General features: G+C 71.5%; 12 protein-coding genes. 8 read left to right on the top strand and 4 right to left on the bottom strand.

The features are described 5' to 3' along the window. Positions 1-9: 9 nt before the first annotated feature. Complete coding sequence (locus E5N76_RS17535) at positions 10-1,392, bottom strand: COG3904 family protein (RefSeq protein WP_149538623.1); 1,383 nt, start codon at positions 1,390-1,392, stop codon at positions 10-12. Positions 1,393-1,619: 227 nt separating this feature from the next. Between E5N76_RS17535 and E5N76_RS17530 the strand changes: the two genes are divergently transcribed. The 7 genes from E5N76_RS17530 to E5N76_RS17505 all read left to right on the top strand — a co-directional run bounded on the left by E5N76_RS17530 (position 1,620) and on the right by E5N76_RS17505 (position 8,838). Continuing rightward, positions 1,620-3,143, top strand: a complete 1,524-nt coding sequence (locus tag E5N76_RS17530) for a replicative DNA helicase (RefSeq protein ID WP_149538622.1) — start codon at positions 1,620-1,622, stop codon at positions 3,141-3,143. Positions 3,144-3,277: 134 nt separating this feature from the next. Further along, on the top strand, positions 3,278-3,898 hold the full coding sequence (locus E5N76_RS17525; RefSeq protein ID WP_149538621.1) for a histidine kinase dimerization/phospho-acceptor domain-containing protein: 621 nt from the start codon (positions 3,278-3,280) through the stop codon (positions 3,896-3,898). Between the two features lie 390 nt (positions 3,899-4,288). Continuing rightward, on the top strand, positions 4,289-5,329 hold the full coding sequence (locus E5N76_RS17520) for an amino acid ABC transporter substrate-binding protein (protein WP_149538620.1): 1,041 nt from the start codon (positions 4,289-4,291) through the stop codon (positions 5,327-5,329). Positions 5,330-5,400: 71 nt separating this feature from the next. Next, positions 5,401-6,603 carry an amino acid ABC transporter permease gene (locus tag E5N76_RS17515; protein WP_149538619.1) on the top strand — a complete coding sequence of 401 codons (1,203 nt, stop codon included), beginning with the start codon at positions 5,401-5,403 and terminating at the stop codon, positions 6,601-6,603. A 5-nt stretch (positions 6,604-6,608) separates the two neighbouring features. Next, positions 6,609-6,758 carry a hypothetical protein gene (locus E5N76_RS29585; protein ID WP_187830231.1) on the top strand — a complete coding sequence of 50 codons (150 nt, stop codon included), beginning with the start codon at positions 6,609-6,611 and terminating at the stop codon, positions 6,756-6,758. A gap of 4 nt (positions 6,759-6,762) precedes the next feature. Then, positions 6,763-7,893, top strand: coding sequence for an amino acid ABC transporter permease (locus E5N76_RS17510; protein ID WP_149538618.1), 1,131 nt, complete (start codon positions 6,763-6,765; stop codon positions 7,891-7,893). A 159-nt stretch (positions 7,894-8,052) separates the two neighbouring features. Continuing rightward, positions 8,053-8,838 carry an amino acid ABC transporter ATP-binding protein gene (locus tag E5N76_RS17505; RefSeq protein ID WP_149538617.1) on the top strand — a complete coding sequence of 262 codons (786 nt, stop codon included), beginning with the start codon at positions 8,053-8,055 and terminating at the stop codon, positions 8,836-8,838. Positions 8,839-9,087: 249 nt separating this feature from the next. Here E5N76_RS17505 and E5N76_RS17500 read toward each other — a convergent pair whose 3' ends face one another. Beyond that, a complete protein-coding gene (locus E5N76_RS17500; protein ID WP_149538616.1) occupies positions 9,088-9,924 on the bottom strand; it encodes an amidohydrolase family protein in 837 nt (278 codons plus the stop codon). Positions 9,925-10,068: 144 nt separating this feature from the next. Further along, entirely contained in the window at positions 10,069-11,217 is a 1,149-nt protein-coding gene (locus E5N76_RS17495; protein ID WP_149538615.1) for an anhydro-N-acetylmuramic acid kinase, read from the bottom strand. Positions 11,218-11,276: 59 nt separating this feature from the next. Between E5N76_RS17495 and tyrS the strand changes: the two genes are divergently transcribed. Then, complete coding sequence (gene tyrS, locus E5N76_RS17490) at positions 11,277-12,500, top strand: tyrosine--tRNA ligase (RefSeq protein WP_149538614.1); 1,224 nt, start codon at positions 11,277-11,279, stop codon at positions 12,498-12,500. Between the two features lie 253 nt (positions 12,501-12,753). Here the strand turns inward: tyrS and E5N76_RS17485 are convergent, their stop codons facing one another. Beyond that, the gene (locus tag E5N76_RS17485) at positions 12,754-16,431 is read right to left on the bottom strand and encodes a YhdP family protein (protein ID WP_149538613.1); all 3,678 of its coding nucleotides are present in this window, start codon (positions 16,429-16,431) and stop codon (positions 12,754-12,756) included. Positions 16,432-16,439 lie beyond the last annotated feature (8 nt).

Genomic DNA, 16,439 nt, shown 5'->3' with positions numbered 1-16,439 from the left:
AGAACGGCCTTACGGCGGCGAGGTCAGCGCCGTGGGGCGGTTGCCCTGGACGCCCTGCTGGACGGAATCGAAGTTTTCCTCCAGCCAATATCTGTAGCGGGTGACGAGGGCGGCCCTTTCGGGGCTTAGCTGCGCCGGGTGCCAGGGGCTCGTCGCCCAGCTCCCCGCCGCCGCGGGGAAGCCGTGCTCCTCGACGCCGAAATAATAGGTGAGCGTCGTCGCCCTGGCATCCCGGGCGAAGCGGTAGGCGGCGGCGATGAAGGTGGTCGGATAGTGGTCGCCGTCATTCGCCCGGAGCGCGAGGTAGGTCCGCCATACCTCGCTCGTGCTGGTCTCATCGGCATGGACGGCATGGGTCAGCAGGGCGCATTCCTGCACCGCGGCGCCATGGCGCCTGGCCGCCGCGGCATAGCCATCCGTCCTGCTGCAGATCGGGCTGTTGCCCCAGGCTCCGACGAAGTACCCGCCCTCGGAATCGCTGGTTCGGACGATGACCAGGGCCGTCACGCCGGTCTCGCGCAGCCGGACCAGCGCCAGGTCCTCATAGCGGAAACCTGGCCCCGACCAGGCGTAGCGGCCGATTTCCGCCCACTCGCCGGGCGGCAGCGGAATCCGGCGCCCCCGCAGGGCCAGGGAATCGCGGTATCGCTGCCCCTCCGGCGGCAGGAACCGCCTGCCCTCCGGCCGCAGCCGGGGCGGGGCGGAGGCTGCCGGCTGGACCGGCGGCGGGACGGGGCGGCGCAGCGGCCCGGCCGCCGGGGCGAGGCCGGCGCGCAGCTCGGGCGGCAATGGCCCGGGCGGCAGGGAGACCGTGTCGATGCCGTAGCGCTCGGCCTGGTTCCGGGTGAGCCAGCCCATCCGGCTCGGGCGCTCCCGGGTCAGGTAGACGATGGCCCGGTCCGACAGGCCAAGCTCGTGGAGATAGGCGCCGACCAGCGCATTGCCCGCGCTCGAGGTCGAGGCCCGGCCGGCCTGGAGCGTGTAGGCGGCATGGAAGCCGACCGACGCCGTGGCGCCGATATAGCGCGGCGTGCCGCCGAGCCAGGCCAGGGCGCAGGCCGAGGCGCAGCGCGTCCCCTCGAGTATCGCCGTCGCATAGCCCCGCTGGCGGATGGTCCGGCCGATCTCGATGCCGTCATAGGCGCTGCCGCCATCGCTGTTCAGGACGATGACGGCATGGGAGACGCCCAGGGTGGCCGAGCGGAATTTGGCGGCATCGTCCGGCTCGATCCTGCCGGCCAGCGTGACCATCGCGCTGCCATCCGGCTGCGCCGTGGCGGCGATGTCGGCGGCCCGCGCCGCACCGGCCCCGGCGAGGGCAAGGGCGGCGCAGAGCAGGATCGAAGGCCAGAGCAGCAATTCGAACCGCAGCAATTCGAGACGCCTGGGCACGCCATCCCTCCGGGCCGCCCGATAATTGCAATATGGAAACTGAATGCAAGGCCATCGGGGCGGCCAGCTTCGCCGACCGCGCTGAATGCGGCGTCAGCATGGCGAGGCGGAGCGGCGTTCCCGCCGCGTTGCCCTCGCGCCACGCCGGCCGGCCCTGGCGCGGCCGTCCCCGTGATCCACAGCCATCCCCGCAATTCACAGCCCCCCGGCTGCGCTAGACTCCCCGGATGAACACCATCGACTCGCCCGCCCCCTTCGCCGATGGCGGGGGCCTGCTTGGCCTCTCCCAGCGCGTGCCGCCGCACAATTACCAGGCGGAGCAGGCGCTGCTGGGTGCGCTGCTGGCCAACAACAAGGCCTATGAGCGGGTCTCCGAATTCCTCGCCCCGGAGCATTTCGCCGACCCGGTGCATGGCCGCATCTTCCGCGCCATCCAGCGCCGGATCGAGGCCGGGCAGCTCGCCGACGTCGTGACCCTGCGGCCGGAATTCGAGCATTCCGGCCTGCTGGACGAGGTGGGCGGCCCCGCCTATCTGGCGCAGCTCCTCTCCGCCATGATCGGCATCATCAATGCCGGCGAATATGGCCGCATCATCCATGATTGCTGGCTGCGCCGGCAATTGGTGGATGTCGGCGAGGAGGTGGTGAACCGCGCCTTTGGCGGGGAGCCGGAGCTGGACGCCAAGGCGCAGCTCGAGGCCGCCGAGCAGCGGCTTTTCGACCTCGCCAAGGATGGCGGCTCCGAGGGCGGCTTCGTCACCTTCGAGAAGGCGCTGACCGAAGCGGTGCTGATGGCGGAGCGCGCCTTCTCCACCCCGGGCGGCGTTTCCGGCCTCTCCTCCGGCCTGCGCGACCTGGATGCGAAGACCGGCGGCCTGCATTCCTCGGACCTGCTGATCCTGGCCGGCCGGCCGGGCATGGGCAAGACGGCGCTCGCCACCAAGATCGCCTTCGGCGCCGCCCAGGCGCTGGTGCGGGAGGCCGCCGAGAAGGGGGAGGGGGTACAGCCCCGCGGCGCCGTCGCCCTCTTCTCGCTGGAAATGAGCGCCGACCAGCTCGCCACCCGCCTGCTCTCGGAGGCGTCGCGCATCTCCGGCGACAAGATCCGCCGCGGCGACATCAGCCAGCGCGATTTCGACCGCTTCGTGGAGGTGAGCCGGGAGCTTTCCACCCTGCCCCTGGTCATCGACGACACGCCGGCCATCACCATCTCCGCGCTCCGCACCCGCTGCCGCCGGCTGAAGCGCACGCGCGGACTGGAATTGGTGGTGGTGGACTATCTCCAGCTCATGCGCCCCGCCGCCGGCACCCGCCCGGAATCCCGCGTGCTGGAAATCTCCATGATCACCCAGGGGCTGAAGGCGATCGCGAAGGAGCTTTCGGTGCCGGTCCTCGCCCTTTCCCAGCTCTCCCGCCAGGTGGAGCAGCGGGAGGACAAGCGGCCGCAGCTTTCGGACCTCCGCGAATCCGGCTCCATCGAGCAGGACGCCGACATGGTCATGTTCGTCTATCGCGACGAGTATTACGAAGCGCAGCGCGCCCCGAAGCAGATGGGCTTCGACTCGGAGGAGAAATTCCAGGACGCGCTCAACCAATGGCAGCAGCGCATGGAGGCGGTGCACAATCGCGCCGACCTCATCATCGCCAAGCAGCGGCACGGCCCGACCGGCACCATCCCCCTGTTCTTCGAGGCGGAATTCACCCGGTTCGGCGACCTCGACCAGGCGCATGGCACCGGCAGCGGGTACTGATCCGATCTGGAACAGTATCATCTCACCACGTCGTCCGGCGCGAAGGTCAGGCGCGCAATTCGCCAAATGCGGGGGTGCCAACCGCCGCGGACCGCGTTAGGGACATGGCGGGATGAGCAGGACAAGGATCGGCCATGGCGCAGGACGGGGCCGCGACGAAGCGCCGGGCGGCGCGGCTGGCAACGCTGGGCACCCTCGCCCGGCCGGTGCAGCATGAGGTGAACAACCTCCTCACCGTCGTCTTCGCCAATCTGGAGATGCTGAAGCGCAGTGCGGCGGAAGGCGCGCCGCAGCGCCAGCTCGGCCGGATCCAGGAAGCGGCGAAGCGCTTCGAGACGACGACCCGGGCCATGCTGTCCCTGCTGCGCCGCCCGGTGGAGGCGGAGCCGGTGACGCTGCGCCTGACCGAGCTGGTGGAGGCGCTGCGCCCGTTGCTGCTGCTGCTGCTGCCCGCCCCCGGCGCGCTGCGCCTGGCGCTGGAGGCGGAGGATGCGCCCCTGCCGCTGGACCGGACGGCGCTGGAGGAGGCGTTGCTGACCCTGGCGGTGGAGGTGGCGGAGGCCCTGCCGCCCGGCGCCGGGCTGGGGCTGGAGGTGGTGGCGCTGCCCGGGGCGACGGAATTGCGTCTTTCCCTGCCCCTGGGCCTTGCCCCGCCCGCCCTGCAACGGCTGACGGCGCTGGTCCGGGCGGCCGGCGGAGAGGCGGAGGCGGTGGAGGATGGCTGGCGGCTGAGCTTCCCGCTTGCCGTGCCGTAGGGGGCGCGCCCCCATAGGCGTTAACTTAGGAATCATCAAGAAAGACAAAAAGATAGATCGGGGGCTTTGCCCCCGAACCCCCACCGGGGCCAGGACCTGGGCCCCGGACCCCGGTGTGAGTTTTGGCCCCACGGGTTCGACCTGCCGATCGGCGGTCTGCCGCCCCGGCAAGGCGAAGCTTTGGGCAGCCGCCGCCCATGCCGCGCGCAGCCGGAACCGATACAACTTCGCAACCAGAGGCCGCTCTGCTATCGCGGCCCCGGCAAGGCGGGCTTCGGCAAGGGCGCGGGGCGATCTTCGTTGATCGCTTCCCCCTTGCTGGCGCAGCATTTGCTGAGAACGGGAACAGGGACGCCGCCCCGCGGGGCGGTGAACAGGGAGACTGACCTGATGCAGCCCTTCGGGCTTTCCATCCTGCGCGCCTTGGGCGCGGCGGCGCTGGCCCTTGGCCTGGCGATGCCGCTGGCCGCCCGCGCCCAGCAGGCGCCGGCCAATACGCTGGACGCCGTCCGCGGCCGCGGCCACCTGATCTGCGGTGTGAATACCGGATTGGCCGGCTTCGCCCAACCGGACAGCCAGGGCAATTGGCGGGGATTCGACGTGGATTACTGCCGCGCCGTCGCCGCCGCCATCTTCGGCGACGCGACCAAGGTGCGGTTCGTGCCCACCACGCCGCAGGTCCGCTTCACCGCGCTGCAATCGGGCGAGGTGGATGTGCTCTCCCGCAACACCACCTGGACGCTGTCCCGCGACACTTCGCTCGGGCTCGACTTCGCCGCGACGAACTTCTACGACGGCCAAGGCTTCATCGTGCGGGCGAGCGCCGGGGTGAAGGCGGCAAAGGAGCTGGACGGCGCCACCATCTGCGTGCAGCCCGGCACCACCACCGAGCAGAATCTGGCGGAATGGGCGCGCGCCAACCGCGTCCGCTTCACCCCGGTGGTGATCGAGACGCTGGCGGAGGTGACTGCGGCCTATCTGGCCGGCCGCTGCGACTCCTACACCACCGACGTGTCCGGCCTGGCCGCGCTGCGCGCCGCCCAGAGCAAGCCGGAGGACCACCTCATCCTGCCCGAGGTGATCAGCAAGGAGCCGCTGGCGCTGACGGTGCGGCAGGGCGATGCCCGCTTCGCCGACATCACCCGCTGGGTGCATTTCCTGCTGCTCTCGGCGGAGGAATTCGGCATCACCCAGGGCAATGTCGACCAGATGCTGAACGATCCGCGGCCGGAGGTGCAGCGCATGCTGGGCAAGACCGGCGGGCTCGGCCCGATGCTCGGCCTGCCGGAGAATTGGGGCGTTGCCGTGCTGAAGGCCGTGGGCAATTACGGCGAGGTCTTCGAGCGCAACCTGGTGCCCATCGGCATCCAGCGCGGCCCGAATGCGCTGTGGACCACGGGCGGGCTGCAATACTCCCCGCCCTTCCGCTGATGCCCCCGGCGGGCCGGCGGGGCTGAGCCCGCCGCCCGCCGCCTTCCCCGCCTGGCGAGGAGGTCCGCCTTATGTCCGACGCCGCCATCGACCCGCGCAGCCTGCGCGCCCCGCCGAAACGGCCCATCCGCCTTTCCTGGTCCGACGAAAGGGTGCGCGCCATCGTCTGGCAGGCGCTGGTCGTCGGCATCATCGGCTTCATCGTCTGGTGGCTGTGGTCCAACACGGCCCACAACCTGGAAGTCCGGCGCATCGCCACCGGCTTCGGCTTCCTCGGGCGGGAAGCGGGGCTGCCCATTGCCGAGCACGTCATCGATTATAGCCCGACCGACACCTATTTCCGCGCCCTGCTGGTCGGCTTCCTCAACACGCTGAAGGTCGCCGTCATCGGCATCCTGCTGGCGACCATCCTCGGCACGCTGATCGGCATCGCCCGGCTCTCCCGCAACTGGCTGCTGGCGAAGCTGGCGGCGGTGTATGTGGAGGTGATCCGCGACCTGCCGCTGCTGCTGCAATTGCTGTTCTGGTACGCCATCCTGCAGGGGCTGCCGGGGCCGCGCCAGGCGATCCACCCGGCGGCGGGGGTGTACCTGTCCAATCGCGGGCTGAAGCTGCCCTGGATCGAGTGGCAGGACGCGCACAGCTATGCGCTGCTCACCTTCCTGGTCGGCACGCTCTTCACCTGGCTCTACCGCCGCGCTGCGGTGGCGCAGCAGATGCAGGACGGGCAGCCGCGCAAGGTATGGCCGGTCGCGCTGGGCCTGATGCTGGCGCTGCCCATCGCCGTCTGGTGGGCCGCCGGGGCGCCCTGGGCGGTGGACTGGCCGGAGCTGCGCGGTTTCAATTTCCGCGGCGGCCTCACCGTCTCGCCGGAGTATTTCGCGCTGCTGCTGGGCCTCGTCTTGTACACCGCCGGCTTCATTGCGGAGATCGTCCGCGCCGGCATCCTGGCGGTGCCGCAGGGGCAGTGGGAGGCGGCGCAGGCGCTCGGCCTGCATGCCGGGCAGGTGTTGCGGCAGATCGTGCTGCCCCAGGCGCTGCGCGTCATCGTGCCGCCGATGACCAGCCAGTACCTCAACATCACCAAGAACAGCTCGCTGGCGGTGGCGATCGGCTACCAGGACATCGTCTCCATCGCCAACACCACGCTGAACCAGACCGGGCAGGCGATCGAGGGTATCGCCATCATCATGCTGGTCTATCTCAGCATCAGCCTGTCCATTTCGCTGTTCATGAACTGGTACAATGCGCGCATCGCGCTGGTGGAGAGGTAACGGCCATGCGCGCCACGTGCCCCTTCCGCTTCGCCGGCGCCGCGGCCGGCGCCGCTGCCTTCCGCTTCGCTGGCCCGAGGGCCAGCATCGCTGCCTCCCGCTTCGCTGGCCCGAGGGCCAGCTACGCCGCGAACCCCACCCTGGTGGAGCGCTGAGCCGATGAGCGACATCACGCTGAACGCCGCCACCGCCGCGCCGGAAGCCGCGCCGCGCACCCCGCCCGCCAGCCAGATCGGGCTGCTGGCCTGGGTGCGGGCCAACCTCTTCTCCGGCTGGCTCTCCACCCTCGTCACCCTGGCGCTGGCCTATCTCATCCTCCGCTGGGTGGTGGGCTTCGTCGAATGGGGGATCATCAACGCCGTCTGGTCGGTGCCCAACAGCCAGACCCAGGCCTGCCGGGACATGAAGGGCATCGGCGCCTGCTGGGCGGTGGTGACGGAGAAGCACCGCTTCATCCTGTTCGGCACCTACCCCTATGAGGAGCACTGGCGCCCGGCCCTCTGCATCCTGCTCTTCATCGGGCTCTACATCGTCTCCGCCATGCGGCGCTTCTGGCGATCGGGGCTCGCCTTCCTTTGGGCCGGGGTGCTGGCGGTGATCGGCGTGCTGATGTGGGGCGGCGTGCTCGGCCTGCCCTATGTGCCGCAGGAGCGCTGGGGCGGCCTCGTCATCACCCTCATCCTCGCCACCTTCGGCCTCGCCTTCGCCTTCCCGCTGGCGATCCTGGTGGCGCTCGGCCGGCGCTCCAAGCTGCCGGCCATCAAGGCGATCTGCGTGCTGTATGTGGAGCTGATCCGCGGCGTGCCGCTGATCTCGCTGCTCTTCATGGCCAGCGTGATGTTCCCGCTCTTCCTGCCGGAGGGCATGAACATCGACAAGCTGCTGCGCGCGCAGATCGCCATCATCCTCTTCGCCGGCGCCTATCTGGCGGAGGTGGTGCGCGGCGGGTTGCAGGCCCTGCCCAAGGGGCAGTACGAGGCCGCCGACGCGCTGGGGCTGAATTACTGGCAGAAGACCGGCTTCATCATCTTGCCGCAGGCGCTGCGCCTGGTGATCCCGCCGCTGGTGAACACCTTCATCGGCTTCTTCAAGGACACCTCGCTGGTGCTCATCATCGGCATCTTCGACCTGCTGACGGCCGGCAAGACGGCGATCATCGAGCCTGCCTGGCAGGGCTTCGGCATCGAGGTCTACATCACCGTCGGCGCCATCTACTTCGTCTTCTGCTTCGCGATGAGCAAATACAGCCAGGGGCTGGAGGCGGAACTCAACCGCCACCGCCGGAGATGAGGTCTCCCCTCGATCGCCGGGCGCCGGCTCCGCCAAGCGCCGTCTCGCTTCCGGGCGCGCCTTACGGCGGGAGGCGCGACGTGCAGAAGCGCGCTCAGCACGGGGCGCTGCCCCGTGCCGTTGTCTCCGACCACTCATCCAAGCATCGCGGGTGATCCCATGAGCGAGACCCTGGAACACGTCGCCTCCGCCGCCCGCACCGATGCCCCGCCGGCCATCGTGCTGGACAAGGTGAACAAGTGGTACGGCGCCCTGCATGTGCTGCGCGACGTGTCGCTGAACGTCGCCCTCGGCGAGCGGGTGGTGATCTGCGGCCCCTCCGGCTCCGGCAAATCCACGCTCATCCGCTGCATCAACCGGCTGGAGACCCACCAGGAGGGCCGCATCCTGGTCAACGGAATCGAGCTTTCGGACGACATCAAGGCGCTGGACGACATCCGCCGCGAGGTCGGCATGGTGTTCCAGAGCTTCAACCTCTTCCCGCACCTCACCATCCTGGAGAATTGCACCCTGGCGCCGATCTGGGTGCGCCGGATGCCGAAGAAGGAAGCGGAAGAGCTGGCGATGGAATACCTGACCCGGGTGCGCATCCCGGAACAGGCGAAGAAATACCCCGGCCAGCTTTCCGGCGGGCAGCAGCAGCGCGTCGCCATCGCCCGCGCGCTCTGCATGAAGCCGAAGATCATGCTGTTCGACGAGCCGACCTCGGCGCTCGACCCGGAGATGATCAAGGAAGTGCTGGAAACCATAGTCAGCCTGGCGGAGACCGGCATGACCATGATCTGCGTGACGCATGAGATGGGCTTCGCCCGGCAGGTCGCGGACCGCGTGGTGTTCATGGACCGCGGCGAGATCGTCGAGATGGGCACGCCGACGCAGGTCTTCGAAACGCCGCAGACCGACCGGTTGAAGCTGTTCCTCAGCCAGATCCTGCGGGGCCACTGATTCCATTCCCCATGACGTTGCTGCGCAACGCCATGGGGGGGCCCTTTACCCCCACGACGCCGCTGCGCGGCGCCGCGGGGACGCCTTATCCCCATGACGTCGCTGCGCAACGCCATGGGGACCCCGGATTCGCCGGGCGAGCGGCGCCTCGCCCAGCCTGTCGCGGCAAAGCCGCGCCAGGGCAACGGGCGGCGCCGGAACGCGGCGGGTGACCCGGGAGAGGGGACCCCGCCGCCCCCGGCTGGGGTCTCAGCCCGGCGACCAGCCATACACGCGGGATACCGCGCCGCCCATCAGCATGGCCTTGTCGCTCTCCGACAGGCGCTCGTTCAGGCGGAAGGCGTCCACGCCCTGGCGATAGGTCAGCAGCGCCACGGCGCGGGTCCAGTCGGTGCCCCAGCAGCAGCGTTCCAGGCCGAAGGCCTCGAAGATCCGCGCCAGCTGCGGCCAGATATCCGGGTAGGGGTAGGGCGTCTTCGCCAGGGTGCCGGCGCCGGTGATCTTCACCGCCACATTCGGGCAGGCGGCCAGCGCCAGCAGATCGGGCAGGGCGGCCCAGGGCTGCTCCGGCGCCGGCGGGTGGAAGGGCTGCGGCAGGCCCAGATGGTCGATGACGATCTGCGTATCGGGGTACAGCTTCGCCATTTCCAGCACCTGCGGCAGGCGGCCATAGGCCAGCAGGTTCAGCGCCAGCCCGTGCTGCGCCGCCGCCGCCAGCACCCGGCCGAGGCCCGGATCACCCGGGTCGGTCGAGACATCCTGCCGCATCATCACCCGGATGCCGACCGTGCCGGGCTGCGCCTTCCAGGCCGCGATGGTCTCCGCCACGCCAGGGTCGTGCGGGTCCACCGGCTTGATCAGGGCGAAGCGCTTCGGGTGCTTCGCATGTTCCTGCACCGCATAGCTGGCATCGTAGCGGTACATGGAATGGACGGAGACGAGCAGCGCGCCATCCACGCCCACCTCGTCCATCGCCGCCACCATCTGGTCGCCCGTGACCTCGGGCGGCCCGGCCAGCGCATCCACCCAGGGCCGGCCCGGATGGTTGCGCTCATAGACATGTACCTGTGCGTCGATGATCGGCATTGGACGTCCTCCCAAAATGCGCGCCTCTCGGACCCTGTCGCCTGCCGGTGTCCTGCCCTAGGCTTCGCCTCGGTAGGCTGTGCCGAAGCGCTGATCGGAGCCGACTCCGGGCCCTCGCGGAACCGCGCAGCGGTTGCGCGGGGATCAGAGTAGCGGGCCCAGCAGACGCCCCCCGGACAGAGGGTAAGGCGCCCCCGTCGTCCCTGGAAAGGTCAGCGGCAGCCGACGCGCCACCCGCGCCGCCAGCACGCCGAAGGCCTGCGCCTCCAGCGCATCCCCGTTCCACCCCGCCACTTCCACCGGCCGCACCGGCGCTTCCAGCGCCGCCGCCAGGGCTCGCATCATCGCCGGGTTGCGCCGGCCGCCGCCGCAGACCAGCCAGTGCAGCGGCGCAGCCGGGAAATGCCGCGCCGCCGCCGCCACGCAGACAGCCGAGAACGCCACCAGCGTCGCCGCCCCGTCCTGGGGGGAGAGCTCTCCCGCCCCCGCCTCCTTCAGCGCCCGGTCGAAATCCAGCCGGTCCAGGGATTTGGGCGGCGGCGCCGCCAGATAGGGGTGGCCCATCAGCCGCCCCAGCACGGCGCCATCCGCCTGCCCGGCCAGGGCCAGATTCCCATCCTTGTCGTAGTCGCTGCCGGTGGATTTCCGCGCCCAATCGTCCAGCGGGCCGTTGGCGGGCCCGGTGTCGAAGGCCAGCAGCTCCCCCGCCGCGCCGATGAAGGTGACGTTGCCCACACCCCCCAGATTCAGCACCGCCAAGGGCTTCGGCAGGGACCGCGCCAGCGCCGCATGCACCACCGGCACCAGCGGCGCCCCCTGGCCGCCGGCCGCCACATCGGCGCTGCGGAAATCATAGGCGACGGAAAGCCCGGTGCGCTGCGCCAGCGCCAGCGCATCCCCCACCTGCCAGGTCCGCCCCGGCACCCGTGCCTCGCCCCCCGCCGCATTCCCCCCGGCCCGGGCGGGCGGCGGGCGGTGCAGTATCGTCTGGCCGTGGAAGCCCAGCAGCTCCGTCTCCTCCCGCATCTGCTGCCAGGCCTGGTCGCGCAGCCTCTCCACCGCCTCGGCATGGCGGTCCGTCAGCCGGGCGACGCAATCCGCCAGGAAGGCATCCTCGGGGTCCAGCCCCGCCGCCAGATCCAGCAGCCGGCGCAAATCGCGCCGCAGGGCAGGGGCGTAGGGCAGGGTCAGGCTCGGGCCGACGCGGCCGATCGTCTCGCCATCGGTTTCGATCCAGGCGGCATCCACGCCGTCCAGGGAGGTGCCGCTCATCAGGCCGATGGTTCTAAGCATCCCTCCCCTGTGCTACGGGGGCCACCCCATTGCCAAGCCCCGAAGCGAAATCCAGCGGCATGAATGACTTCCTGCACGAGGCCGAGACGCGCGGCTTCCTCCACCAGATCACCGACCGCGCCGCGCTGCAGGCGCGGCTGCAGGCGGGGGTGGTGCCGGGCTATATCGGCTTCGACTGCACCGCGGACAGTCTGCATGTCGGCAGCCTGATGCAGATCATGCTGCTGCGGCTGTTGCAGCGCCATGGCCACAAGCCGGTGGTGCTGATGGGCGGCGGCACGACCAAGGTCGGCGACCCCTCCTTCCGCGACGAGGCGCGGCCGCTGCTGGACGATGCCGCCATCGAGCGCAACAAGGCCGGCATCCGCAAGGCCTTCGAGCCCTTCCTCACCTTCGGCGAGGGCCCGACCGACGCGGTGATGCTGGACAATGCCGAATGGCTGGACCGGCTGCTCTACGTCCCCTTCCTGCGCGATGTCGGCCGGCATTTCAGCGTGAACCGCATGCTGACCATGGACAGCGTGAAGCTGCGCCTGGACCGCGAGCAGACTCTCAGCTTCCTCGAATTCAACTACATGCTGTTGCAGAGCTACGATTTCGCGGAGCTGCGGCGGCGCTATGGCGTGGCCATCCAGATGGGCGGCTCCGACCAATGGGGCAATATCATCATGGGGGTGGAGCTCTGCCGCCGGATGGATGGGGCGGAGGTGTTCGGCATCACCACGCCGCTGCTCACCACCGCCTCCGGCGCCAAGATGGGCAAGACCGCCGCCGGCGCGGTCTGGCTGAATGCGGAGAAGCTTTCGCCCTACGACTACTGGCAATTCTGGCGGAACACCGAGGATGAAGATGTCGGCCGCTTCCTCGGCCTGTTCACCGAGCTGCCGATGGCGGAGGTGGCGCGGCTGGGCGCGCTGCAGGGCGCCGAGGTGAACGAGGCGAAGAAGGTGCTGGCGACCGAGGCCACCGCCCTGCTGCATGGCCGCGCAGCCGCCGGGCAGGCGGCGGAGACGGCGCGCCGCGCCTTCGAGCAGGGCGAGGCGGCGGCGACCCTGCCGAGCCTGACCCACGCCCTGCCGGCCAGCGTGGTGGATCTGCTGGCGGCGGCGAAGCTGGTCGGCAGCAAGGGGGAAGCGCGGCGGCTGATCGGCCAGAACGGCATCCGGCTGAACGACGCGCCGGTGACGGACCCCCAGGCCATGGTGAGCGCAGCCGATCTGCGGGATGGCGCGGCGAAGCTCAGCCTGGGGCGGAAGCGGCATATCCTGGTGCGGGCGGGGTAGAGGGCACTAAGGCCTGGAAATGGGGGCTCTGCCCCCATACCCCCGCCGGGGGGAAGAGCTTCCCCCCGGACCCCGCCCTGAGTCTGCTGGTTCACCCCACGGATTCAAGACTCACACCGGGGTCCGGGGAGGGGAGTGCCGGCACTGCCGGCACCCACCGGCGGGGATCGAACGCATGCGTCCGATGGGGGCAGCGCCCCCTGCCGGGTCCAGGGCAGCGCCACTGGTGAGGACATGGGGGGCAGAGCCCCCGTCACCTGTCCACCCCCGTCTGCGGCTGCCCCGTCCCCGGCGGCGCCTCGCTCGGCCGCAGCCCGAAGATGCCCCGCAGGAAGCCCGGCGTCAGCGCCGCCAGCGGGTTCACCGAGACCTCCGGATCCGTCAGCCGCCCCCGCACCGCATAGGTGCCGGCGAAGACCCCGCCCCCCGCCTCCGGGCTGAACAGCCGGCCGAGCAGCGGGATATTCCCCAGCAGCGTGTTGAAGACATAGGCCGGGACGATGGTGCCCTCGATGTCCAGCTCCCCCGCCTGGCGGCGGATCCGCCCCTTGGCGGTCAGGCCCAGCGAGGCGGAGAAGGCCCGGGCATCGCGCAGCACCAGCTCCCCCGGCGTCAGCGCGAAGGGCGCCACCAGCCGGGCGAAGACCAGGCCGCTTCCCCCTTGCAGCGCCTCCACCAGCCCGTAGAGCGTCATCGCCTGCATCAGCTTCGCCACCGCCGGCGCGTCCTGCACCACGAATTGCTCCAGCTCCGCCGTGCCGGTCAGCGGCGCGCCCGGCCGCAGCTCCCGGTAGCTGGCGGTGACGGTCAGCCTGCCGCCCTGGATGGAATCCAGCACGTCCAGCGCCCGCAGCAGCGCCCCGCCATCCTCGGCGGCGATGCGCAGCAGCCTTTCATCGCCGCGCGGCGCCAGGCTCAGGCTGAAGCGACCCGCCCCTTCCGCCCCCGCCCGCGCCGAGGTGCGGCCCTGCACCTGGGCTTCCCGCAGCAAGCCGCTTCTGTCGGTGCGGCCGGTGGCCTGCATGGCGAAAAGGGTGCGGCCCTCGCCCATCGTCACCCGGTCGAAGCCGAGGTCGAGGGCGAGGGGCGGGTCCTCCCCGGCCGGCGGTGGCGGGGCGGCCGGCGCGGCCTCGGCCCGCCCCTCCTCTGAGGCGAGTATCGGGCGCAGGTCGAAGACCGGGCCGCGCAGCACCGCCTGCCAGGGCGCCCCGTCGCGCGCCGGCCGCCGCACCTCTCCCTGGAAGCGGGAGGCGCCGATCGCGCCCTCCGCCAGTTCCAGCCGCTCCAGCCGCGCGCGCGGGCCGAGCAGGGCGCGGCCGCGCAGCAGCAGGTCCGGCGCTTCCAGCCTGATGCCCTCGGCGCTTTGCAGCGTGTCGCCCTGCAGCCGCAGCACCGCCTCCGCCTGGCCGGCGACGCCGACGGGCTTGCGCCAGCCCAGCCCGTCCAGCGCCAGCCGCGCCTCCCGCAGGTCGCCCCGCAGCGTCGCGCGACCCTCGCCGCTTCGGCGCTTCTCCAGCCTTGCCTCCACCGCCACCGGCCCGTCCAGCAGGCCGAGCGTCTCCAGCCCCAGCGTCGCGAGCTGGCCCTGGTCCAGCTTCCCGGTCACCGAGGTCCGCTCCACCACCTGGCTGGCCGGGCCGGCGCGGAAATCCATCTCCACCCCCAGCCGCACCGGCTGATCCAGCAGCATGCCCTGGCCATTGGCGCGCAACCCGGCGGCAGTCACCGCCATCTCCAGCGCCACCCGTTCCAGCGCCTGCCCGGCCAGGACGTTCTGCAGCCGGCCCTCCGCCAGCTTCACCTCGGCGGCAAGCCGCAGCTCCTCCGCCGGCAGCTCGTTCAGCAGGGGCAGGGCGAGGTTCAGCCGCGCCTCCACCTGCCCGGTCCCCTGCAATTCCAGCTTCCGCCGCTCGAACAATTTCAGCCGGGGGTGGCGCAGGGTGGTGAGGATGTCGGGCAGCGGGCCGGCGAGCTGGAACGCCATCTCCGCCATGGGCGGCTCGGCCTCCAGGCTGAAGAAGCGGATCTGCCCCTCGCGCAGCTCCATCCCGCCACGCTGGGTTTCGCCCAGCATCTGCCGCCCGCCCTGGGCGTGCAGGGTGATTTCCGTGCCGGAGAATTCCGCGGTGCCGGACACCCCCTGGATGGGCGGCACCGGGCGCAGCCAGTGCACCACCGCCTCATGCGCCTCCACCTTGCCGTGCAGCCCGGTGAGGGCGAAGCCGGCGAGGTCGGCGCCGAGCTTCCCCTCCACCCGCCAGGTGCCGTTGCGCGCCTGGCCGGCGGTGAGGTTGCGGATGATCCAGCCCCGGGCACCGCGGGCGATGCCCTCCGGCCACCAGGAGGCCAGCTCGGCGAAATTCGCCTGGTCCAAGGTGAGGTCGAAGCCGCCGCGCCATTCCCCCTCCGCCAGCATCGCCTCGCCCGCCGCGCCGAGCCGCGGCCCGGCGGGGCCCGGCAGATGCAGCGCCAGGCTTTCCAGCCGCAGCCGGTCCGGGGTGGCGGCGAGGGTGAGGTCCAGGCTTTCCGTCGCCAGGCTGCCGGCCTCGCCCAGCCGCAGCACCGCCTGGTCCAGGCCGAGATCCAGCCGCGCCGCCTGCCAGCTCGGGTTCTCCAGGCTCTCCGGCAGGGCGAGGTCGAGCTGCAGCCACGCCGACCGCAGCCGCCCGGCGGGCAGGGCGGTCAGCAGCGCGGCGCGGGCTTCCGGCGCCAGCTCCGCCGGCCAGAGCCGGGGCAGCGCCTCCGCCGTCACCGGGGAGCTGCGCAGGTCGAGCTGCGCCTGCCACCCCGCCGGCCCCTTCAGCGCCGTGCCGCTGGCGCTGAGCACTGGTCCGCCCCCTGGTCCACCCCCTGGCCCGCCGGGCAATTCCAGCTCCGCCGCCGTCAGGCGCAGCGCACGCATCCCGCCGGCCAGCCGGGCAGAGAAGCGGGCGATGGGCAGCCGGGCCGGGCCGAGCACGATCTCCCCCGCCTCCCCATCCAGCCCGATCTCCACCGCCAGCGGGCGCAGCGCGGCATCGAAGCTGGCGCCGGCGGAGAGCGCCACCGGCGCGTCCAGCGGCCGCAGCGGGGCAAGGCCGGGCCAGATCTCGGCCAGCTCCGCCGGGCGCAGCGCCGGCAGGGCGATCCGGGCGCGGAGCTGCATCGGCGCGCCCTCGGCGGCGCCGGAGAGCCGCACCGGCATCACCACCGCCCCAGCATGGAAGCTGGCGGAGCCCTCCCCGGCCAGCCCGCCGCCGGCGGCGCGGCGCAGGTCGAGCTGCGGGTCGACGAGGCTCCAGCGCTTGCCGGTCGCGACCTCGGCCAGCACCACCTCCCCGCCATTCACCCGGAGGCGGCGGAGCGCGGCATAGGCGGCGCGGTCCGAGGCCGGCTGCATCAGCGCCGCCAGCAGGCCGAGCGCATCCGACCCGGGCGCCGTCGCCGGCGTCTCCGCCGCCTTCTCCGGCGCCCCCACCCCCTCGGGCGGCAGCGCCTCCGGCGCCGGGTTGAGGGTGAGGCCGAAGGAGCCGTCCGGGCGCAGCAGCGCCAGCACCCTGGGCTGCCGCAGCTCGATGACCGAGGGCGCCACCATGCCGCGCAGCAGGGCGCGGGCGGAAAGTGTCACCGCCGCATCCGGCAGCTCCACCCGCGGCGTGCCGTCGGCATCCCGCAGCACCACGTTGCGCAGCACGATGTCGAGCGGCGCGGCGGTGCCGCCGCGGAACCCCTCCCAGGCGATATCCGCCCGGCCGATGGTCAGCCTGGCCTCGCCCAGCTCGGCATTGACCGCCGCCTCGATCCGCCGGGCGAGCGCCGGCACTTCCAGCGGGGCCTCCGCCAGCCGCCAGGCCAGGGCGCCGAGGCAGAGGCCGAGCCCGACCACCAGGCCCAGCACCCAATTGCCGGCCCGGGGAACCCAATGCAGCGCTTGACCGCGGGCGCGGCTCACCCTTTCCC

This window comes from Siccirubricoccus phaeus (genome assembly GCF_008360935.1).
GTDB classification, from domain to species: domain Bacteria; phylum Pseudomonadota; class Alphaproteobacteria; order Acetobacterales; family Acetobacteraceae; genus Siccirubricoccus; species Siccirubricoccus phaeus.
The sequence above is the reverse complement of the archived record's forward strand: the minus strand, read 5'-3'. Positions and strand labels throughout refer to the sequence as shown.